The sequence below is a fragment of the Treponema brennaborense DSM 12168 genome, from assembly GCF_000212415.1.
Lineage (GTDB): Bacteria > Spirochaetota > Spirochaetia > Treponematales > Treponemataceae > Treponema_F > Treponema_F brennaborense.
This window is the reverse complement of record NC_015500.1, coordinates 1,349,974-1,370,066: the sequence shown is the minus strand read 5'-3', so window position 1 is coordinate 1,370,066 and position 20,093 is coordinate 1,349,974. Positions and strand designations below refer to the sequence as shown.

The window sequence follows — 20,093 nt, the reverse complement described above, 5'->3', positions numbered from 1 at the left end:
GGTTACGCTCCCGCACCGTGCGCTGCTTTTCGGGTGCCGGCCTGTGCGAACAACGCGACGAGCGCGTCTTTTTTGAACAATTTGGCGTATGCGTTCGCGGACATTCCCATAGAATCGCACGCATCCGGATCCGCACCGTGTTCAACGAGCATACGGCAAATTTCCTCGTTCCCGGTTCCGACCGCAAGCACCAGCACCGGCTGCCCGTCGCGGCTGACACCGCCGATATCGGCTCCTTTCGACAGCAGAAGCCGCACGATATCCGCGTTCGACTTCCATACGGCGTCCATCACCGGAGAATATCCGCGGTCTTTTGAAACGGCGTTGACGTCCGCCCCCTGTTTGAGAAAAGTCTGCACCAGATTTTTGCGGTTATACCGAACGGCAGTGCACAGCATCGGAGTACCCGCCGCGTCGCGGCTGTTCACGTCGATTCCGGCATCCAAAAAGAGCGTGCATTCCTTTTCGTCTCCTGAAGCAACGTGGAACGCAAAACTGTCGGGATTGAACGGAATCCCCTGCTCCAATAATTTTTTACGGGATTTTTTCTGATTTTCCTTCCGGACGTATTCCGGCAGTGTACCTGTCAGCATGTCGGTCAGCAGCGGCAGCGTTTCAAAACGCCGATACACGCAGGAAAGAAACGGAATGTCACCGGGCACGCAGGCCGTCCCCGCTCCGACGCCGAACACCGGTATTTCCTTCCCGGTCAAATAGCCGAACATATACGCAACGGGCGGAATTTCCCAAAACGAAACGTCGCAGATGAAAACGCAGTAATCGATATCGGGCAGCCGTTCCCATACGGTACGGGGAACGTCCTGCGTATCCGGTAAAAAAACATCAATATGCGCGTTATAAGTGCGCAGCAGCGCGTTCAGACAATCAAGCTGCGCGGCTTGCGCGGACGATGCAACTATCAACCAATTCATATCCATTTATTATATGGCATTAACTCAAAGGACACAAGTACAATAATCGGAATTAATCGTACATACGGCCGATTTTTTGCAAACGAATTTAAAAAACAAAAGCCCGCATCACATGATGCAGGCTTTTGCCGCCGGTTGGAATCGAACCAACGACACAAGGATTTTCAGTCCTTTGCTCTACCGACTGAGCTACAGCGGCAAGATGTTGATATACTAACCGCTATCGCAAAAAATGTCAATTACTTTCCAATTTTTTTTCGCATTTTTTTCCGACGGTTGTCAGCGTCCGGTTATTGTGTTATAGTACAAGTGTCGGTTGAAGCCTGCCGGAGCAGCGTCTTGCAGACAGTTTCACCGCACGGTTCCGCCGGCGGATGCATCCGTCGATCAGAACTTTTTACTTACAGTCACGTGTCGGTTTGCACGGCAAACGTAACGCCCGGCGGGTTTCGCCGGAGTTTTATGAGGAGGTTCATTAATGAAAAAATCGGTAATTGCCGTAACGGCGGCAATGTTTTTGACAGCGGTTTCATTTTCCGCTACTCCCGACGTAACAAAAATCACGGAAGGACTGAACGCGTTTTCAACGACGCTGCTCGACACGGTACCCAATACCGCGACGCAGCAGGGTGTGTGGTCCGACGCCTGGATCGGAAACCTGATACCGAGCGTTCCGCCGCATTTCGGCGGCGGGATATCCGCCGGATTCGCTCAGCTCGATATGACGGGGCTCGCGCAGGCAGCGAACGAACTCGGCATTTCGATTTCATCTGATAAGCTTTTTTTGCCGACCGTAACCGCGGACGTGCGTATCGGCGGTATTTTTCTGCCGTTCGACCTCGGCCTGAGCTTTATGAAAATACCGGCAGTTTCGCTTGAAGCGTTCGGAGCGGGCATTACCGTCGACTTCTTTACGATCGGCGGTTCCGTGCGGTTTCCGGTCTTAAAAGGCAACGTCATTCTGCCCAAAGTATCCGTCGGCGCCGGATTCATGTATACGACCGGATCCATTCAGGCGTCGGCTTCCGACAACGCCGTATATACGAGCGTCGCGTTCAACACGAAAACAGTCTATGCGGAAGCGCAGATTTCAAAGACGTTCTTCATCATAACGCCGTTTTTCGGTGTACGGGGAATCCTTTCCGATTCAAAGAACGACTGGGCGTGGAAATACAACGCATCATTCGGCGGTTATACGATCGGAGATGAAGAAAAAGGTTCCGTTACACGGAAATTCAGCGACGATTTCCTCGACAACTTTCAGGCGCAGGCATACGCCGGATTGTCGCTCAACATTTTTATCATTCAGACAACGGTCGGTGCGTCGTATAATTTCGGCAGCAACATTTGGGGCGGTAACTTGAGTCTCCGCATAAAACTGTAAAAAAAAGACCCGCTTGCCGGGCAGACGCAAGCCTCGGTTCCATTCGGATGGAATCGAGGCTTTTTTTACGGCCGATCAAACGGAACCGTACATGTCGGTGATAAGCTGGACTTCCGTTACGGACATGCCGAGCTTTGCCGCAATATCCTCGGGAACGAATCCTTCCGCCGCCAATTCCAGCACTTGACTCCGTATGTCTTTTTTAACGGAAATCTGTTCCGGTGCCTTTACGATAACGGGCAGTATTTTTTCTTCGGGAAACAGCGGATCCGCGGGAACGGCTGCGGAAGGAACCGCGGCGGTCTGTCCGTTTCCGCCCGATATGGTTATTTCATCCGGCGGAACATCGGCCAGCGCGGCCAGTGCCGGCCCGGAAAACAAATCGTTTTGCGAGCTGCCTTTATCGCCGGCACGTTTGAGCGCCGACAGCATATCATGTTCGCGGCTGCGCTTGTCGAGTTCACCGGTCGCAAGCGCCGTACACCGGTTGGCTTCTTCAATCAGCGCTTTAAGACCTTTGATACGTGCGTCTATGAGCGTGATGTCGCGGTCGGTTTCCCGGCTGATTTCGATAATCAGTTTATCGACTTCGACTTTTATTTCTTCAAGAATTTTTGCCGGAGAAAACCGTTTTTTAAACCGAACGAAGAAAAACAGCCACAGCGCGACGTTTATACAGCCTAAAACGATACCGGCAAAGACGGCACTCATGTTCACCCCGAAATATCAATATGCTGCCCCAGATCGGGGTCCGTAAAATACGTTTCGGAAGCAGGCGCTTCCGGTTCATTCCGGGAATCGGCGTCCCGTTCCTTTTGCTGCCGGCTATCCGCAGCGGAACCGGAACCGAGGTTTCGGTCTTTGACCATCACGATTTCCTTTTCTTCATCACTCAATTCCTGCACCGTACTGTTTTTTTCGGCGGTACGTTTTGCAAGTTCCGTCTGCTGAATGGAATTTGAAAGTTGCGCGCCCTGCTGCTGATGAACGACCGTTTTGGCAACGTTTCCGAGTTGAGAATACAATGTCTGAAGGTCAATTGGTTGAATAGCCATCGAAAACCCGCTTCGCTATGTCTTCATCAGGCGCCTCGTATTTACCGCGGCGCACGAAGCCGTTTTCATAAAAGAACGTAACGCTTTTCACGTCCGTCCGGACGTCGTCTTTTACGTCGCGGACGAATATTTTTACTCCGGCGTACACCGTACCGGAGACGGACACTTTTCCGATAACTTTCAGTTCCCGCAGATGGTTTTGTATATCCTGAATTTCGGTATCGAGTTTTTCCGTTTCGGCGGCAATTTCGGCGCGACGGCTGCTGAACTTACCGAGACTTTCTTCTTTTTCAGGAGGGAGACTCCGCCGCACTTTTTTCATGTTTTCGAGCGTCTGAATATTCAGGTTTACTTCTTCCGATTCTTTGGCGAGCGAATTGCGCTTTTCGGTCAATTCCAGCAGCCGCATTTTCGCTTCAGGATCGAATCCGACTTCCAGTATCGTTTCACTGCCGCCGCCGTTGCTGCCGATCGACTTCGCGCTGATTTCTTCAGTGGCGAACAAATGTCCGCCGATAATTGCGGCGCGTTTGCCCTGTAGCATGATGCGCTTACGGGCGGTAACGTTCGAGTTGATGATACCGTCGGCGACAATAACGTATTCCTCTACCGAAACCGTCGTATTCTGAATGAATTTTGCCCACAACGATTTTCCGGCGCGGATCGTTCCTTCGTCGCGTCCCATAATACCGAGTGAAACGATAATATCGCCGCCGGCTTCGAGCGAACTCTTGCCGACGGTTCCGTATATTTCGATATTGCCCGACGCTTTTACGTTGAATCCGTCGTCGACGTTGCCTTTTACGATAACCGTTCCAAGGAACGTAATGTTTCCGGTCTTGATCGATACGTTTTCGAGTTCCATAATCGGCTCGACGTTGATTTTATCGCCGATCAGCAAAACTTGTCCGTTCATGGCTGCAAGAATAGTCCGCCCGTCCGTATCGACGATAACGTTTTTACCGAGCGGCAGATTGATGTCCCGGCCGTTTTTGGCTTCAAGATAGCGGCCGAAAATCGTCTTACCCGCTTTGCCCCGTTCGGGAAGCATTTTCTGCGCCAAAGGCTGCCCTTCCACGACGTTCTGTATCAGATTCAACTCTTTAAAATTGACCTGTCCGGTTGCCGATTCCTTGATGCGCAGTTTGGAACGGTCGGTTTCAAAATTATACGCAATATACGCGTCGCGGCCGTCCACCGGTCTAATCGCTTCAGCCACAACGTACGGTACGCCGTATATCGGCTTGTCTACGAAATCGTCGATTTTCTGCTGATCGACACCGGCGACGACGCCCTGCGTTTCGAGCGCGCGCTGAATCGCTTCCGCCGTAATTTCGGCACCGCTCACGGCAGGCGCCGTTACGGTTATGGATGCCTGCATTTCGTCGCGCGTCACGTCGACGACCAGCAGTGCGTCGCCCGCGGGAACGTGTTTATATTCGCCGACGACTTCATACACACCGCCGGTACCGTCCTGCACGTATTTTTTTATCGCTTCCTGATCCACGGACAATGTGTCGGAGCGTTCAAGCTTACTCAGCACGTCCTGCAGTGAAACGTTCTTGCCGGAACCGTACGGCGGCACGATTTTCAAATTGATATGGGAACCGAAATAATGAATGAAGAATTCGCCGTCGCGGTCGGCCGGTTCGATCGAATCGTCCGTTTCGTCCATAAAGGCAAATTCGTCGGATCGGTTTTTTCTGGATTTGGCAACGGCTTCCGCACTTACATACGCGCGGATAAGCCACGGCTGTTTAACCAATCCGAGAAAACCGGAAAATCCTTTTTCCAGCACTTCGTATTCAAGCGTCGAAATTTTCGTATTGAGTTGTACGGCGGCGTCTGCCAGCGCTTCGTCGAGCGTATCGGCTCGGACTTCCACGCAATGAAGCGCTTTGTCCTTTTGAAGTTTTTTCTCCAAATCACTGCGAACAAGATCCAGCGTTACCAATCAATACTCCTTCTGCGCCCGGAAGAAACGGCGGCAGTTCGCGGCGGACGGCCGCTCACATGATGCCTTTTCTGATATTGGTCAATTTTGAACGCAGCCGCATATTCGCTTTCGTATGCAGCTGTGAAATACGCGACTCGCTGACGTTGAGTACCTGACCGATTTCCTTGAACGTCAGATCTTCATGATAATATAAAACGAGTACCATTTTTTCTTTTTCGGGCAGTTCCGTAATCGCTTCCGCAATAACCCGGCGGATCTCTTCCCGCTCGACGATAACGTCCGGATTCAAACTTGCCGGAGACTCGATACTGTCGCCGATCGAAACGTGATCGGAATCGTCCCCGGAATACCATACGTCGTTCAGCGAAAGTACGCTCGTTCCAGAAACGCGCATCACCGTCTGCTGGAATTCGGCTTCACTGATTCCCATGGAACCCGCGACTTCCGCATCGGAAGCCGGACGGCCGAGACGCGATTCCAAAGCGACAATCGCGTCTTCTATTTCACGCGCTTTCTGCCGGACGGAACGCGGTACCCAATCCAATTGCCGCAGTTCGTCGAAGATTGAACCGCGAATACGGGTTACCGCGTACGTTTTGAACTTTACGTTTTTATCGGGATCATATTTATTGATTGCATCAAGCAGACCGAACTGGCCGAAGCCGACCAGATCGTCGAATTCAACACTGCCGGGCATGCCCGTAGCAACTTTACCGGCAACATATTTTACAAGCGGCATATACTGACGGATAAACGCGTCCCGTAATGCAGGCGATTTTGTTTTTTTGTATTCGAGCCAAAGCTCGTCTTCTGTCTTTTCTTCAAAAATCGAAGCAGCCATTTCTCCACACCCTTATATAAAATCTCAGCTGTCTCTTGCAAGTGCCGTTCTGATAGCTTTTGCAATCGTTTCCGTGTCCATACTCCCGCCGCCGGAAGCAGGAGCTGCAAGACCGGATTGCGCGTCGCCGGATATTCCTTCGGCAAAATCGGTATCTTCCATTATGGCGGACTGTCCGCCGCCTTCGTTTATAACCAAATCCCCTATATCGGGCAAAACGTCCAAATCGGACACATCCGAGTCGGAAGATACCGTACTTCCCAGCCGAACGGGCTTAAACTGCGCTGCGGCGGAATCTGCCGCTCCGGCCGGAACGGTGTCAGGCGTACCGGCGGATACACGCGGTTGCGACACACGACCGCTCCCTCCCGATAAACCGGTTTGCCCGGTTTCACGCCGATCGACGCCTGTATCCGGCGCGGCGCTTTGTCCGGAAACGGAGCGTCCTTGATCCGTCGTCGGACGGGACTTTGAAACGGAACCGGACATTTCGTCTGAAACAAAAAAATCAGGACTGTCTTCTTCCTCCGGAAGCGCTTCGTCGCCGATGGTAATATCGACGACGGAACCCGGACGGGAAGTTTCCGCGGATTCGGAAGCGAGCTGAACGACGTCTCCCCCGCCGGCTAAAAATTTTTTAAACACAACGGACGTACCGTACGCGATCGCCGCAAAAACGGCTGCAAAAAGCAGCGCCCGCAGCACCACGATTCCGAACGCAACACCGGAAAACAATCCCGTACAAAAGGACAGTACGAACCCTATCACGGCAGTAATAATTACAAGCTTCGGGGTTACCATACCAATCCTCCGTTTACCATATTAAGGCAAAAACCCCATAAGGTCAAGGTTTCTTTTACCGTTATCTTTTTCCCAAAAACTTCCGCAAAAAGCCCGCGACGCCGTCCGAATTGGACAGATCGGTCTTTTCTATTCTGCCGACGATGTGTTTGATACAGATCGCCGGCTTGGAAGTCGGTGCGATTTCGATAAACGGTTTCTGCCTGATGACGGACATGGATACCGCCGGATCGTCATAGATGAATCCCAAATAATCGATTTTATAATTCAGAAACTGACCGGCAATATTGATGATCCGGTCGGAAATACGTTTGCCTTCATCCGCCGAATGGACGCGGTTGACCAGCAGTTTCAAATTGATATCCCGGTCGAGCAGTTCGGTTGTGATAATTTTTATGATGCCGTACGCGTCGGTGATCGCCGTCGGTTCGGGCGTGGTTACCACGTACACTTCGTCGGCAGCGGCGACGAACTGCAGTACGTTGTTGGAAATACCGGCGCCGGTGTCTATGAGGATAATATCGAAATCGTTTATCGTACTGAATTCTTCGGCAAAAAAGCTCAATTCTTCATCGCTCAAGTTTGCAATCCGGGAAAATCCGTTCGCACCGGCAATAAATTTGATGCCGAATTCCGTATCGAGCACGATGTCGGACATTTTTTTCTGCTGGGTAATCACGTGCAGCAGATTGAAATGCGGCACGATGTTGAGCAGAACGTTGACGTTCGCCATTCCCAAATCACCGTCGATCAGCAACACTTTTTTGCCGGTACGCGCGTACGCGATCGCCATATTGACGGCGATATTCGTTTTACCGACGCCGCCTTTGCCGCTGGTAATCGCGATGATACGCGTGCGGTGCGACGGGAAATCTTTACCGACAGCTTCTTTTTTCATCATATTTTTAAGTTCTGCGGCCTGATCTTCCATATTTATATACTCCCGTGTTTGGTTTCAGTGCGATTTTCGGATACGGTTCCGGCAGGGTACGACCCGTCCGTTTCCTGCCGAACCGGAAACGCGCGCTCAAGCGCTTCGCGGTCTATTTTAAAGTCGGTCAGTTTCAGCATGAATTTAACGACGCTCGCCCGTTCGATGTCGCGCGGAACTTTCTGCCCGGTGGAAATATACGCAACCGGTTTGTCTTTTTCCGCAAGTACGCTCAGCACGTTTCCGATATGGTTCGTTTCGTCGTATTTGGTAACGATGACCGCTTTATAGTCGAACGTCTCGTAATTGCGCATGATATCGCGCAGATCGCTCGCTTTCGTCGCGGCGGAAACGGTTAAATACACTTCAGGTTTCAGACCGGGAACGTCCAGAATCTTGCGCATACGGCCGATACTTTCGTAATCGTGCGGACTGTAGCCGATAGTGTCTATCAGCATAACGTCCAGTTTTCCGCTGTGAATGGCGAGAATGTCGCGGATATCGTCGGCGGATTCGGCGGCGGTAGTCGGAATGTCCATGTGTTCACCGTATTTTGCAAGCTGTTCCTGCGCCGCGATGCGGAAACGGTCTATCGTCACCATACGTATGGAAAGCCGTTCGTCGTTATCGCCTTTCTGAAAACGGTATTGGGCCGCCAGTTTCGCAACGGTCGTCGTCTTTCCGACTCCGGTCGGCCCCACCAGAATCAGCACTTTCGGGCGGCGTTTAAATCCGTCGTCCAGCCGGAGACGGATGCCTTCGCCTATCCATTCGGCGACTTTCGCCTGTACGGCGTCAAAATCGGACAGCTGTTCAAGGGAAAACTCGCTGCGAAGCCGCGCGCTCATGTTCCGGATGTACGAAGCCGAAAATTCGTTCGATTCCAGCAGTTCTTCAATTTTGCGGATCGACGGCTCAGATTCCGTATCGACGGAGATCGTATCAAGTTTTCGGTTGAGCGTTTCAAGCTGCTTTTGGATAGCCGTCATTTGCGGATCGGAAGCGAGCTTTTTTGCGTTCGCGATGATCCGCGCCTTTTCCTCGTCAAAGCCTTTGTCCGGCACGGCGGCGCTCCCCGAAAAGCCGGCGCCCGCAGCGGCTTCGCTTGCAGGCCGGTACGGCGAAGAAGCTGGACTCTGCACGGTGTACAGTACTTCCATGCAGTCTTTTTTAAATAGTCCCAAAAAACCACCGGAGGACACGGCGCGTTTGTTCAGAATATAATAATTTTTTCCGTATTTCGCCCGAATCCGGGAAACGCATTCTTCATACGATTCTCCGCGCTCGACGAACGTACTCATGTTTTTATCCAACTTTCACTTCTCCCAACGATTCGAGTTTTACGTCGTTCGTAATTTCAGCCGAAGACAGCACGACTACGCCCGGCATTTCACGATCGATACTGCTTTTTACCAAAACGCGGGCGGATTCGGGGCACAGCAGCACCGGCGCGTAGCCGAGATTCCGGATGGAAGCAATGGCCGAACTCAACGCCGAAATCCAGTCGCGCTGAGACACCGGATCGAGCATGGCAACCGGACCGTTCACCGTATCGACGCGGCTGTCGAGCACTTTTTGCAAAAAGCCCTGATCGACGGTCATAACGTGCAGCGTACCGCTCTCGTCGGCGTACTGCAGGCAGATCTGCCGCCCCAGCGCCTGCCGGACGCGTTCGATAAGCACGTCCGTTTTTTTGGTAACGCCGCCGTAATCGGCCAGCGTTTCCAGAATGACGACCAGATTGCGGACGGAAACCTGCTCTTTCAGCAAACCCTGCAGCACTTTGACGATTTCACCGATTTTGAAATTCTGCATGACTTCGTCGACGACGGCGGGATAATCCTTTTTCAAAGACTCTATGAGCGACTGCACTTCCTGCCGGCCCAGAATTTCCGCGGCGCGGCGCTTGATTATTTCAGTCAGATGAGTTGCTATCATCGTCGGCGGATCCACGATCGCGTAACCGGCGCGTTCGGCGCGTTCGCGATTGTCTTCCGTAACCCACACGGCGGGCAGCCCGAACGCGGGCTCGGTCGTTTTTTCTCCGGGAACGTCTTCGGTTACGCCGCCGGAATTGATGCACAAATACCAACCCATTTTTATACGGGCGGAACCGGCGGCGACGCCTTTTATCTTAAAACAATATTCGCTCGGCTCAAGGCGCACGTTGTCCGTAATCCGGATGCGCGGCACGATGACGCCCAAATCGAGCGCCATTTCGCGCCGGATGAGCGTAACGCGTTCCAGCAATTCGGCGCCCTTTTCCTTATCGACCAGCGGAATGAGCGCGTAGCCGAGTTCAAGCGAAAGCGGATCGAGCGGCGCCACCGAACTCGCGTCGGCCGGAGCACCGCCGGTCTGCGTTTTCTGTTTTTCCTTTTCGGCTGCAACCTTCTGGGCAAAGCTTTTTTCCTGAATTTTCCGCAGGCGGAACCCCAGATAAATCAGCGCGCCGCCGAGCGGCACCAGCACGTACCAAGGAAAACCGGGCAGTATACCGATCACCGACATCGTGCCGCCCGCAACGAAATATACCCACGCGTTCTGCGAAAACTGTTTTTTTACGTCCGAGCCGAGCGTCTGATCCGACGCCGAGCGCGTAACGATGATACCGGTCGCAAACGAAACGAGCAGCGACGGCAGCTGAGACAACAAACCGTCGCCGATCGTAAAAGAAGCGTAGGTTTGAATCGCCTGCGAAAAATTTTCACCGCGGAGCATACCGAAAATGAGCCCGACGACGAGGTTGATTACGGTGATGAAAATACCGACTTTGACGTTTCCCGACACGAATTTGGTGGAACCGTCCATCGCACCGTAAAAATCGGCTTCACGCTGCACGTCAAGTTTGCGCTTGCGCGCTTCTTCTTCGGTAATGGCGCCCGCGTTGTATTCGGCTTCAACGGCGGCTTGCTTCATGGGCATGGCATCCAACGTAAAACGGGCGGCGACTTCGGCAACGCGCGTCGCACCTTTGGTAATAACGAACGTCTGCACCGCGATCAAAATGATGAAGATAACGAACCCGATGAGCAAACCTTCCGTACCGCCGGAGCCGACGACGAAACTGGCGAACGCCTTGACCATACGTCCGTCGAACTGGGCGCCTTTGGACAAAATGAGCCGGGTTGAAGACACGTTCAGTCCGAGACCGAATACGGTTGAAACGAGCAGCATCGTCGGAAACGAAGAAAAATCGGTAGCTTTGGGCGTATATAGAACGATGAGCAGCATCAGGACGGAAAGCAGCAGATTGAACGCCATCAGCACGTCGAGCAGCAGCGTCGGCAGCGGCACGATAAGCATCATGACGACGACGACCGCACTGACAGCTATAAAGAGATCCTGCGAATTTTTAAAAAAGCCGGCTTTATCCGCCATCTTTTAGTAATACCCCACCATGTATGTGCTATTTGAAAAACGGCATCATTTCCCTTTCATATTATATACGTTTGCAAGAATTACCGCTAGTGCCTGATAATAATTTTCAGGTACAATTTCCCCTATTTCGGCTTCGGCGTACAGCGCGCGGGCGAGCGGACGGTTTTCGACGATCGGCACGGCGTTTTCCCGGGCGATATCTTTGATACGGCGGGCGAGCGAATCGACTCCTTTGGCTGTCACCATAGGCCCCTGCATCACGGAGCTGTCGTATTCGATCGCCACGGCGTAATGGGTCGGGTTCGTGATGACTACGTCGGATTTCGCCACGTTCGCCGGCATGTTCTGCGACAGCATCTGATGCATATACTGTCTGATGCGGCTTTTTACCAGCGGATCGCCTTCCATTTCCTTGAATTCTTCTTTGACTTCCTGCTTCGACATTTTCATAGATTCCATAAATTGGCGGCGCTGAACGAGGTAATCGGGAATCGCGATAACGATGAAAATGACCGCCGCAATGACCAGCAGCTTCGCCGTCATTCCCGCGATGTACGCGACGCCTGTCCACAGACTCACGTCCATGAGCGAAAGCAGCTTCGGCAGATCGTTTTTTACCAGAATATACGCCGCCGCAAATATGACCGTTACTTTCAGCAGCGATTTGACGATATTGAACGCACCTTCAAACGAAAAAAGCGTTTTTTTAAAATACTCGCCGAAATGCGGCAATATTTTTGAAAATTTCGGCTCGATGGGCTTCGTCGTAAAAAGGAAGCCGCGATTCTGAATGACATTCGCCGCGATGCCCGCAACCAGCGCGGTCAGCGAAACCGGAAGCACCATCCGAATCACGGCCGAAAAGAACTCCGCCGCCAGCGCCGGATCGTTCAATTCAACGGAAACGCAGCGATCGAAATAAAAACGCAGTATTTTGATAAATCCGGTAAAAAGCCACGGCGCGAGCATGATAAGCGCGAGCACCGGAAACAGCAGCACCAAAGCGCCGCTCAATTCCTGGCTTTTGGGGATGCGTCCCTCTTCGCGCGCTTTGCGCAGTTTCGTTTCGGACGGCTGCTCGGTACGGCCTTCGTCTTCCGCAGAAGCAAACCACTGCAAATCGATTACGGGAAACAGGTTCGGAACCGCGGCGGCTGCCGTTCCGTTCGGCGGCTGTATCACAGCGAACCTCCCGAAAGCGGAACGCTTCCCGCGGCAGTCCCGACATCGATAAGCAGCCGTTCCAGTTTATAAAACGCCGTATCGAACGATCTCACGAACAGATCGCACATCGACGGCAAAAGCAGAAAAAGCAGCAGAAAACCGACCAGCATCGTCAGCGGAATACCTTCGGAAAGCAGGTTCATCTGCGGCGCCGCTTTTGAAAGCAGCCCCATAGCGACCGATACCAGAAAAAACGTTCCCACCATCGGCAGCGAAATCATCAGCGCGTCGAAAAACAAATCGGTAAGCCCGCTTAACAGAAAATTCAAAAACGCGGAACGGGTTTCCGGCAGCACGAGCGCAAGCGCGTTCAGCGACTGAAAACTGCGGAAAATACCGCCCAAAAAAAGCTGCTGGAAACCCTTGACCTGCAGAAAAAGCAGCATCGCGATCAGATTCAGATACTGTCCCATCAGCGGATTTTCAACCTGAGACAGCGAGTCGTACGCTTCCGCCGCCGAAAGGCCCATCTGAAACGAAAAGAACTGACCGGCCGTACTGAACGCGGCGAATATCACCGAAATATAAAATCCGGTGATGATTCCGAGCAGTCCTTCGCCGATAAGAAGCAGCACGTATTCAAGCGTGAACGCGCCGTATATGTCGATAAACTGTTCGTAACCGGCGCCGTATGAAACCGGCAGCACCAAAAACGCCACGTATCCGGTTACGGCTATTTTTGCCGCCCGCGACACACCGCGCATGGAAAACAGCGGCAGCGTCATAATCAAGGCAAAACAGCGCACCGCAACGAGCAGATAGCGCGGCGCGGCGGACAGAATCTGATCGAGCACCGTTACCGTCCCATTTGAGGAATCATTTCAAACAGATTCACCGTATAGCCGCGCAGCATCGTAAACATCCAGCCGCCAAGCAGCGCGATAACTCCCAAAATAACGAAAAACTTCGGGGCGAACGTCAGCGTCTGTTCCTGAATGGACGTGGTCGCCTGAAAAATGGCGACAATCAGGCCGATGATCAGCGCTGCTCCCAGAACGGGCGCAACCAATATCAGAATCTGGAAAATACCGTCTCGAATCAGCGTAACGATATCACCTAAACTCATGACGAAACCTCCAAATGGAGCCGACGCAAAAAACGTTGCCTTTTTGCCGGTCCGCAGTATCTTTCAATTATTCAGTATAGCCGGAACCGACGATGTTAGCAATAAATAAACGTACCGATACCGTGCATTTTTAAATCCGGCCGATATTTTCCCCTTGTAAACTCTGTATTTTGCCGATATACTGAATATCAGGATATTCAAAACAGAGGTAACGACGCGATGGCTGGACGAAAAAATATCGGCAAAACGATCATATTACTTTTTCTAATACTTATCCTCATACTCGCCGGATTGCTGTGGTTCGATTATTTGGGCGTCATTCAGGCCAAAAACATATTCGCACCGGTCTACAAACTGTTCGGATTACAGGTTCAAACGTCAGTTTCCGTTGCGAACACCGATCCGGTCGAAATAGATTTGGACAACGACCGATACCTGAAACGGCTTGAAGCGCTGAACATCCGCAGCGAAGAACTGAATAAACGAGAAGCGGACATAACCCGTCTGGAAAACCTGAATAATCAGGTAGCGCAGGAGTTGGAAGACCGCCGCAGAACGCAGGAAGAGCGCGAACAAACGTTCGATTCCGAAGTGAACAGATACGACAGCCGGCAGGCAAATATTATCCGGAACGTCAACAATCTGAACAGTATGCCGCCGCAGAACGCCGTCAACATTCTCGTTGCGATGGATGATCAGGACGTTATCGATATTCTGCGGAAAGCGGACGAACTCGCCGCGCAGGAAGAGGACGGAACGTCTTTAGCGTCGTACTGGCTTCAGCTCATGCCGGCCGATCGGGCCGCTCAGATACAGCGGAAAATGCTCAGCAAGCCGGTTCAAACTACGACCGAACAATAATCCTTAATATAGAAGAGATCCGCCCAAACTGAACTTGAATTTTCCGTTTGAATTTTCATCACGCAGTACGCAGGAACACACCGCCGAAACTGAAAACCGCGTACCCGTCAATATTCCCGTATTTAAAGACGAAATCAGTTCGGTTTTTACGTACACCCGATCGTAATACGGCAGTTCGGCAATAGACCGGAACACGGAAGGCAGCCGGAACAGATCTCCTGAAACGTTCGGTCTGACGGCTTCACCCGCGTAACCGGCAATCAGCGCGATTCGATTCACGTAGAGCGGTACGACCGGAAGTCCCTGCTGGATCTCGAACGAACACACGACCGCTTCACCCGAAAGCCGCGCGAACGTTTTTACGTCGTCGAATAACGAAGCGTTCAGCCGCACGGGCACGGGGCCGGGAATACGGGCCGCAGCGGAAACGCCGATATTTCCGTACCAAGAATCGGAACTGAAAGCGTATAACGTGTCGGCAAAAACGGCGGCGGATATTCCGCGTACATTGTAATATCCCCGTCCGCCCGCCCGGAACGTCGAATACTCGGTTTTGAAGATATGTTCCACCGCATGAAGAAAACCGGCGTTCGACACGGATGCCGCCAGATAACTCAGCAAACCCGAAAAAACGAAGCGTGAAACGCGACCGGCGGAAACCGACGCGGTAAAGCCCGCCGCAGTTACTGCCTGATCGAAGCCGTTTTTTGAAAACGAAATATCTGACGACGCACGCACGGAAAAAGAAGTCCCGGTCGTGCGGGCCGAAACACGTATACCGCCGCACATCGTAAACGGATCGATACCGCCGCCGACGCTCAGAATAACCGTTTCAGCCGGATCCGCCGTAATCCACGTTGCACCGGGCAGCAGCGCCGTTCCGCTTTCCGCCAGCAAATCGTACTGCGGCAGCAGTGCGGCGGGTAAAAACACGCCGTGCAGCAGATACCGGAACGGAACGTACGCGGAGGAGGAAAACGCGGTATCCGTAAGCGCGGCATCGTCCGTAAGCAAGGTGCCATCCGTGAACACGGATGCAGACTGCGGTAAAAGAACGCCCCGCACGTTGTTCGATTCCGCCGTCGCCGTTCGGAACGGCACCCGCGCGCAATCGAGCGCCATCAGACAGTCGTACTCGAACAAATGTGCCGAATACGCAAGCCGACCCGATATCTCGGGTGCGGATGAAGAAAGCGCGGCATCGTCCGTAAGCGCAGTGCCATCCGTGAACGCGGCATCGTCCGTAAGCGCGGCAATATCCGCACACACGCGAGATGAAGCGGCGGCGTCCGATCGGTCTTCAGCGGAACAGTACGCAGCCGGCGCATATACGCCTCCTGAAACGTCGGCCGCCATCAGTGAAAAAAACGCACCGTTCTCACCAACCGTCAAAAATCCCGCACGGGGAAACGTACCGTCGGCCGCCCACGAAAATACGAGCCGAACGCTCCGGTCGTCCCCGGCACATTCAGGAGCCGGCGGCTGTACCGGCACAGGCGTGCTCACCGGAACCGCTGCGCTTACAGAAACAGGCGCGCTCACCGGAACCGCTGCGATCGATCTGATTTTTACGTTGCGGTAACCGGCGGATTCGGGAACGGTATACGAGGCAGCCGCTCCGGAAACAGGTTCCAGCAGGAACAACGGCTGAGCCGACAACGGAAAAACCTCCGCCGAACCTTCCGTGACCCTTGCATCAGGTACGCCGCCCGCCGTAAACGCAAGTTTTCCGCCCGGAACCGCGCACAGCGCGTACGGTGCGACGCCCGAATTCAATCCGAACAGAAACACCGGTTCAGCGGAAAAACGGAAACGACCGGAATCGGTTTCCGTAATTTCATAGAACACGATCTCCGCCGACTGCGCGTCCGCCGTGCCTCCGGTCCGTACCGCTGCCGCCGCATATCTGCCGTCCGATAAACGGACAACCGTCCCTTCCCGCACGTGCGCAGCGGGAAGGCGTTCAAGCGTTCGGGAACTCATCCGGTAAATGAAAACTTCGTTTTTCGGGAACGTTCCCGAAAGCGTGCGGCTCAGCGCCAGATACGCCCCGTCGGGACTGAAAGAAATTTTTTTGAGACCGCTCAGCGTCAAAAGCGTAACGACGGCGCGTTCGGAATCGATTCCGGTTTTGCCATCAACGCCGATTTCACCGCCGACGCCGGTCTCACCGGTTTTGTCATCGACGCAGGTTCCGTTTTCGGCAAACTGAACGAACGACGTATACGGATCAATCCACGCGGCTCCGGCCGGACTCGACGTCAGCGATCGGTACAGCGTTTTTTTTGCGTCCGGCAGCAGATACTCAACACCGGTAAGCGCGTCGGGCGCGGCTGAAACGTCGGGCAAAACGAGCTGCGCTTCAAAGTCACGCCACGCGTCGGCAAGCGGCAATCCGTATACTTTTTTGAAAATACCCGCCGTCAGTTTAAAAAACTGCAGCCGCCCGCACTGATACCAGAACTCGGCGTACCGTTCTTTTCCGTACGCCCGGAGCAAATAGCGCGTAAACTCGCCGCCGAACAGATACGGTACCGTTCCCGACGGATACACGTCGCGCGCACCGGCGGCATTACGCCAGCGCGGAAACACACCTTCAAGTTTTGCCTGATACACCGAATGGGTCGAAAACGCATCGTTCAGCCGCCCCTCGCCCGCGGCGCTTTCAAGTGCGACGGAAGCCCCTTCGCTGAACAGCGTCGGCACCACCGCCAGCGCCGGATTCAGACAATCGGCGAACACGGCGGACAGTATGCGGAACGCAGGCGATTTTATATTAAGCGAAACGGCGTGCACCACCTCGTGATAAAAAACGGATTGCAATGATCGGGAAAAAACGGCGAGAGAGCCGGAATCGTCCGCCCCGGGCAGCGTGTCGTACACGACTATCCTGTTGTACGGAAGCGGTGTAAAATACGCATTCAGATTATCGTGCGAAGGCGTGAGCACTACCGGCATTCTGAAATACGGAGACGCACCGAGTTCTGCACACGCGTGCTCGTACAGCCGATCGGCGCACTCCGCCAAAATCGAAGCGGAAACGGCCGAACCGGGCGGATAAATGATATCGAAATAAACGGTCTGCACCAGCCGGACGCCGGACGTTCCGGTAAGAACTCCGGCGCGAAGCGGCTGAACGCCGATACCCGCCAACGCGAGTACGGCGCACAGATATACGATTCCGGCGGAACGCTTCATCCGGAAACCGGCGCTACAGCGACAGTGCCGCGATCGCCGTACCCAGCGTAATATCGTTTTCAACCGACGTAATTTCAAAATGCAAACGGCGCTGTTCGGTCAGAACGGTGTTCAAATAACCGCGCAGTCTGTACTGCAGGTTATGCGTCTTATAGAACGTCGTTCCGTTGCACAAAACGCATACGGGCCGCGCGGGGCTCGTTCCCTGCCCGCTTTTGATAACGCACGCGGCGATAATCGCGGCGGTCAGCCGGGCAGAACGCTCGACGATCGCATCCAGCAGCGTGTACATAACGTCGTAATCTTCGTCGGTACCTTTCGCCGCCACACCGCCGAGCACCGTATCGGCGCGATACGGACCGTAAAAGAAACGATCCATATCGTACAGTTCCGCTTTGGGCAGCGCTTCAATCGCTTCCGCAACGGGAGCGGAAAACAAACCCTCGCGGGCGGCATATTTGAGCGCAAGCGTAGCCACCGGTCCCAGATACGCGCCGGAACACATTTTCTCCATAACGTAGCGATTCGGCGTGTTCGTCGTTTTATCGAATTCGATATCGAACGAAGAGCGCGGCAGTTTGTCGAAAAGTCCCGATTCGCACACGACGATCTGTGAATCGGGAACGGAAGCGGCGTTTCGGGCAATTTTTGCGATTCTGCCGGATTCGATATATGCGGCGTTCATTCCGGTTCCCAAAATCAAACCGACGTACGAACTGTACGTAACGCCTGAGGCGGCGCTCGCCGCTCCGGCTTGAAGCGCGGCCGTCGTGTCGTTGAGCAAAACGATGCGCTCCGGACGATTCCAGCCGCGTGCAACCAGTGCGTCGGACAAACTTTTACCGACCAAGGAACCGATGACTTCTTTTGCCTTGATTTCTTTTGAGAAAGCGATAACTTCGCCGTCTCCGTCGGGCGTAATACTCATTGCATATGAAAAACAGAAACCGATACGGGTGCTCATGTTTTTCAGATGATCGAGATTTGCCGCAATCGCTTCAAAAAATTCCTTTTTGGACAGTTCCTTGCCGATACCGGGCATGGAACATTTTTCAAGATGGGAAATGGTTGCAGCCCCCGCCGCGTCGAACGTTACAAGGCATGACCTGAAATTCGTACCGCCCGCGTCTATAACGATGACGGACGTATTTTTCGGCGCTTCTTTGGGCGGCAAACTCCATGTCGGAATCATCTGTTCGCGGGCATCCATCGGCTCCGCTCCGGCACCTTTATCGAGTCCCAACTGCATATCGTACAGCAAACCGTCGATCACGGAATTAACGTCGGGCCCGCCGACCGGAAATCCGTTCCGACCCAAAAAAGCCGCAACTTTCTGATATACGCTCATACTTACTCCTATTACATTGGACGCGCGTCTACCGGCGCGACCGTATTTTTCATTCGTATAAATGCGGAATCAGTATATCATTGATTTGCGGAAAACACAACATTTTTCACCGCGAACCTTCCGGACGGGGCAGGCGTTACGTTATTCGGATTTTATCCGCCGATCATAACCCCCGTATTACCGTGCAGCCATACGCGGATAAAGCCGCAGACGAGCAGATGCATCGGATAATACAAATAGAAGAACCATTTCATACCTTTCCATGAACCGCGTTCACCGTTGTAGTTTTTAATGAACGGAACGACGATTATCACACCTAACTGTATGATTCCGTATATTTTATCAATGAACAGAAAGTAATAACCGTAATAACGAAAACGAGAACCGTTTTTTGCCACTGCGTACATTTGAAAAACGCATCCTCACTGACGGCGATTGCAACGGTCCCCCAGGCAAGAGCCCAAATAACACTCGTCTGATTGAACACCGACGATCGGAACGGAATGAATGGAATTCCGAATGCAAAATTATACGCAAAATGGGATATTACGGCAAAAACGAACAATCGGCATATGTATTTTTTTAAGTCACGAGTGTGCGTATAGCCTTCCACTATCATAAACCAAAAGATAGGAGCGGCAAGTCTGCCGATTATGTGAAGTCCGATAATCCGCCAATCTTTCGGATAGTGCGGAAAAACAACGCTTACAACATGATCGACAGTCATCGACAATAATGCAAACAACTTTAATTGATTCGCGGTAAAACCTTTAAAATGCGTATTCATACTTTATCCTTAATACATTATTAAACACAAACTATTATTATAACACCGTTTTACTAATGCTGCAGAGATTAACTGTCCATAATAAATCATTTAAAATATCTCGTGACATAACTTTTCGCCTGTTTCCGCTGGGCTGGTGTCATGCGGCAAAGTAAGCCGTCCGGCTTTCGCTCCAAAGGCGGCAGGCTGCTGTAAATTCGTTTCGCCATAGTTTCCTCCGTGTTCGCTTCTTTTGCCGTTCTACCCGAAAGCCGTTCCTACCCCATTCCTGCGGCATATTCCGGCGTTGGCACGCTCCCCGCACTTCGGGTCATGGCGTTGCTACTC

Annotated in this window: 19 protein-coding genes and 1 tRNA gene; 2 read left to right on the top strand and 18 right to left on the bottom strand. The window is 52.8% G+C overall.

What is annotated here, in order from left to right:
• Positions 1-2 precede the first annotated feature (2 nt).
• Both TREBR_RS13585 and TREBR_RS05885 read right to left on the bottom strand, forming a co-directional pair.
• Positions 3-932: an ankyrin repeat domain-containing protein gene (locus tag TREBR_RS13585; RefSeq protein ID WP_169310625.1), complete on the bottom strand. Its 930-nt coding sequence runs from the start codon at positions 930-932 to the stop codon at positions 3-5.
• A gap of 126 nt (positions 933-1,058) precedes the next feature.
• Positions 1,059-1,131, bottom strand: a tRNA-Phe gene (locus tag TREBR_RS05885).
• 279 nt (positions 1,132-1,410) lie between these two features.
• On the opposite strand from TREBR_RS05885, the gene TREBR_RS05880 reads away from it, so the two are divergent.
• The gene (locus TREBR_RS05880; protein ID WP_013758284.1) at positions 1,411-2,316 is read left to right on the top strand and encodes a hypothetical protein; all 906 of its coding nucleotides are present in this window, start codon (positions 1,411-1,413) and stop codon (positions 2,314-2,316) included.
• Positions 2,317-2,391: 75 nt separating this feature from the next.
• Here the strand turns inward: TREBR_RS05880 and TREBR_RS05875 are convergent, their stop codons facing one another.
• The 11 genes from TREBR_RS05875 to fliQ form a co-directional block, all read right to left on the bottom strand.
• Entirely contained in the window at positions 2,392-3,027 is a 636-nt protein-coding gene (locus tag TREBR_RS05875) for a hypothetical protein (protein WP_013758283.1), read from the bottom strand.
• A 2-nt stretch (positions 3,028-3,029) separates the two neighbouring features.
• Complete coding sequence (locus TREBR_RS05870; protein ID WP_013758282.1) at positions 3,030-3,371, bottom strand: hypothetical protein; 342 nt, start codon at positions 3,369-3,371, stop codon at positions 3,030-3,032.
• Positions 3,352-5,325, bottom strand: a complete 1,974-nt coding sequence (locus TREBR_RS05865; RefSeq protein WP_013758281.1) for a FapA family protein — start codon at positions 5,323-5,325, stop codon at positions 3,352-3,354. The genes TREBR_RS05870 and TREBR_RS05865 overlap by 20 nt, the downstream gene beginning before the upstream one ends.
• Before the next feature lie 55 nt (positions 5,326-5,380).
• A complete protein-coding gene (gene whiG, locus TREBR_RS05860; protein ID WP_013758280.1) occupies positions 5,381-6,169 on the bottom strand; it encodes an RNA polymerase sigma factor WhiG in 789 nt (262 codons plus the stop codon).
• Positions 6,170-6,193: 24 nt separating this feature from the next.
• Positions 6,194-6,970, bottom strand: coding sequence for a hypothetical protein (locus TREBR_RS05855; RefSeq protein ID WP_013758279.1), 777 nt, complete (start codon positions 6,968-6,970; stop codon positions 6,194-6,196).
• Between the two features lie 61 nt (positions 6,971-7,031).
• Positions 7,032-7,901: a MinD/ParA family protein gene (locus tag TREBR_RS05850; protein ID WP_013758278.1), complete on the bottom strand. Its 870-nt coding sequence runs from the start codon at positions 7,899-7,901 to the stop codon at positions 7,032-7,034.
• A 2-nt stretch (positions 7,902-7,903) separates the two neighbouring features.
• Positions 7,904-9,214: a flagellar biosynthesis GTPase FlhF gene (gene flhF / locus TREBR_RS05845; protein ID WP_052296159.1), complete on the bottom strand. Its 1,311-nt coding sequence runs from the start codon at positions 9,212-9,214 to the stop codon at positions 7,904-7,906.
• Positions 9,207-11,282, bottom strand: coding sequence for a flagellar biosynthesis protein FlhA (gene flhA / locus TREBR_RS05840; protein ID WP_013758276.1), 2,076 nt, complete (start codon positions 11,280-11,282; stop codon positions 9,207-9,209). Before flhA ends, flhF begins: the two co-directional genes overlap by 8 nt.
• 45 nt (positions 11,283-11,327) lie before the next feature.
• A complete protein-coding gene (gene flhB / locus TREBR_RS05835) occupies positions 11,328-12,464 on the bottom strand; it encodes a flagellar biosynthesis protein FlhB (protein ID WP_013758275.1) in 1,137 nt (378 codons plus the stop codon).
• Positions 12,461-13,300 (bottom strand): flagellar biosynthetic protein FliR, encoded by an 840-nt coding sequence (fliR, locus tag TREBR_RS05830; protein ID WP_013758274.1) that lies wholly within the window; start codon positions 13,298-13,300, stop codon positions 12,461-12,463. Before fliR ends, flhB begins: the two co-directional genes overlap by 4 nt.
• 2 nt (positions 13,301-13,302) lie before the next feature.
• On the bottom strand, positions 13,303-13,572 hold the full coding sequence (gene fliQ / locus TREBR_RS05825; protein WP_013758273.1) for a flagellar biosynthesis protein FliQ: 270 nt from the start codon (positions 13,570-13,572) through the stop codon (positions 13,303-13,305).
• Between the two features lie 219 nt (positions 13,573-13,791).
• On the opposite strand from fliQ, the gene TREBR_RS05820 reads away from it, so the two are divergent.
• Positions 13,792-14,433: a periplasmic-type flagellar collar protein FlbB gene (locus TREBR_RS05820; protein ID WP_013758272.1), complete on the top strand. Its 642-nt coding sequence runs from the start codon at positions 13,792-13,794 to the stop codon at positions 14,431-14,433.
• 3 nt (positions 14,434-14,436) lie between these two features.
• Here TREBR_RS05820 and TREBR_RS05815 read toward each other — a convergent pair whose 3' ends face one another.
• The 5 genes from TREBR_RS05815 to TREBR_RS14700 form a co-directional block, all read right to left on the bottom strand.
• On the bottom strand, positions 14,437-17,631 hold the full coding sequence (locus TREBR_RS05815) for a hypothetical protein (protein WP_013758271.1): 3,195 nt from the start codon (positions 17,629-17,631) through the stop codon (positions 14,437-14,439).
• A 13-nt stretch (positions 17,632-17,644) separates the two neighbouring features.
• A complete protein-coding gene (locus tag TREBR_RS05810; protein WP_013758270.1) occupies positions 17,645-18,979 on the bottom strand; it encodes a hexokinase family protein in 1,335 nt (444 codons plus the stop codon).
• A 152-nt stretch (positions 18,980-19,131) separates the two neighbouring features.
• Complete coding sequence (locus TREBR_RS14705) at positions 19,132-19,293, bottom strand: hypothetical protein (RefSeq protein ID WP_281054876.1); 162 nt, start codon at positions 19,291-19,293, stop codon at positions 19,132-19,134.
• Positions 19,294-19,295: 2 nt separating this feature from the next.
• Complete coding sequence (locus tag TREBR_RS05805; RefSeq protein WP_281054875.1) at positions 19,296-19,766, bottom strand: TraX family protein; 471 nt, start codon at positions 19,764-19,766, stop codon at positions 19,296-19,298.
• An 86-nt stretch (positions 19,767-19,852) separates the two neighbouring features.
• Positions 19,853-19,975 carry a hypothetical protein gene (locus tag TREBR_RS14700; RefSeq protein WP_281054874.1) on the bottom strand — a complete coding sequence of 41 codons (123 nt, stop codon included), beginning with the start codon at positions 19,973-19,975 and terminating at the stop codon, positions 19,853-19,855.
• Positions 19,976-20,093 lie beyond the last annotated feature (118 nt).

Excerpts from the sequence above, each read along its gene's own strand:
- flhA (WP_013758276.1), bottom strand. The coding sequence starts at position 11,282 with ATGGCGGATAAAGCCGGCTTTTTTAAAAATTCGCAGGATCTCTTTATA.
- TREBR_RS05875 (WP_013758283.1), bottom strand. The coding sequence starts at position 3,027 with ATGAGTGCCGTCTTTGCCGGTATCGTTTTAGGCTGTATAAACGTCGCG.
- TREBR_RS05805 (WP_281054875.1), bottom strand. The coding sequence starts at position 19,766 with ATGAATACGCATTTTAAAGGTTTTACCGCGAATCAATTAAAGTTGTTT.
- TREBR_RS14700 (WP_281054874.1), bottom strand. The coding sequence starts at position 19,975 with ATGGCGAAACGAATTTACAGCAGCCTGCCGCCTTTGGAGCGAAAGCCG.
- TREBR_RS05815 (WP_013758271.1), bottom strand. The coding sequence starts at position 17,631 with ATGAAGCGTTCCGCCGGAATCGTATATCTGTGCGCCGTACTCGCGTTG.
- TREBR_RS13585 (WP_169310625.1), bottom strand. The coding sequence starts at position 932 with ATGAATTGGTTGATAGTTGCATCGTCCGCGCAAGCCGCGCAGCTTGAT.
- TREBR_RS05850 (WP_013758278.1), bottom strand. The coding sequence starts at position 7,901 with ATGGAAGATCAGGCCGCAGAACTTAAAAATATGATGAAAAAAGAAGCT.
- fliQ (WP_013758273.1), bottom strand. The coding sequence starts at position 13,572 with ATGAGTTTAGGTGATATCGTTACGCTGATTCGAGACGGTATTTTCCAG.
- TREBR_RS05880 (WP_013758284.1), top strand. The coding sequence starts at position 1,411 with ATGAAAAAATCGGTAATTGCCGTAACGGCGGCAATGTTTTTGACAGCG.
- whiG (WP_013758280.1), bottom strand. The coding sequence starts at position 6,169 with ATGGCTGCTTCGATTTTTGAAGAAAAGACAGAAGACGAGCTTTGGCTC.
- TREBR_RS05855 (WP_013758279.1), bottom strand. The coding sequence starts at position 6,970 with ATGGTAACCCCGAAGCTTGTAATTATTACTGCCGTGATAGGGTTCGTA.
- TREBR_RS05820 (WP_013758272.1), top strand. The coding sequence starts at position 13,792 with ATGGCTGGACGAAAAAATATCGGCAAAACGATCATATTACTTTTTCTA.
- TREBR_RS05870 (WP_013758282.1), bottom strand. The coding sequence starts at position 3,371 with ATGGCTATTCAACCAATTGACCTTCAGACATTGTATTCTCAACTCGGA.
- TREBR_RS05810 (WP_013758270.1), bottom strand. The coding sequence starts at position 18,979 with ATGAGCGTATATCAGAAAGTTGCGGCTTTTTTGGGTCGGAACGGATTT.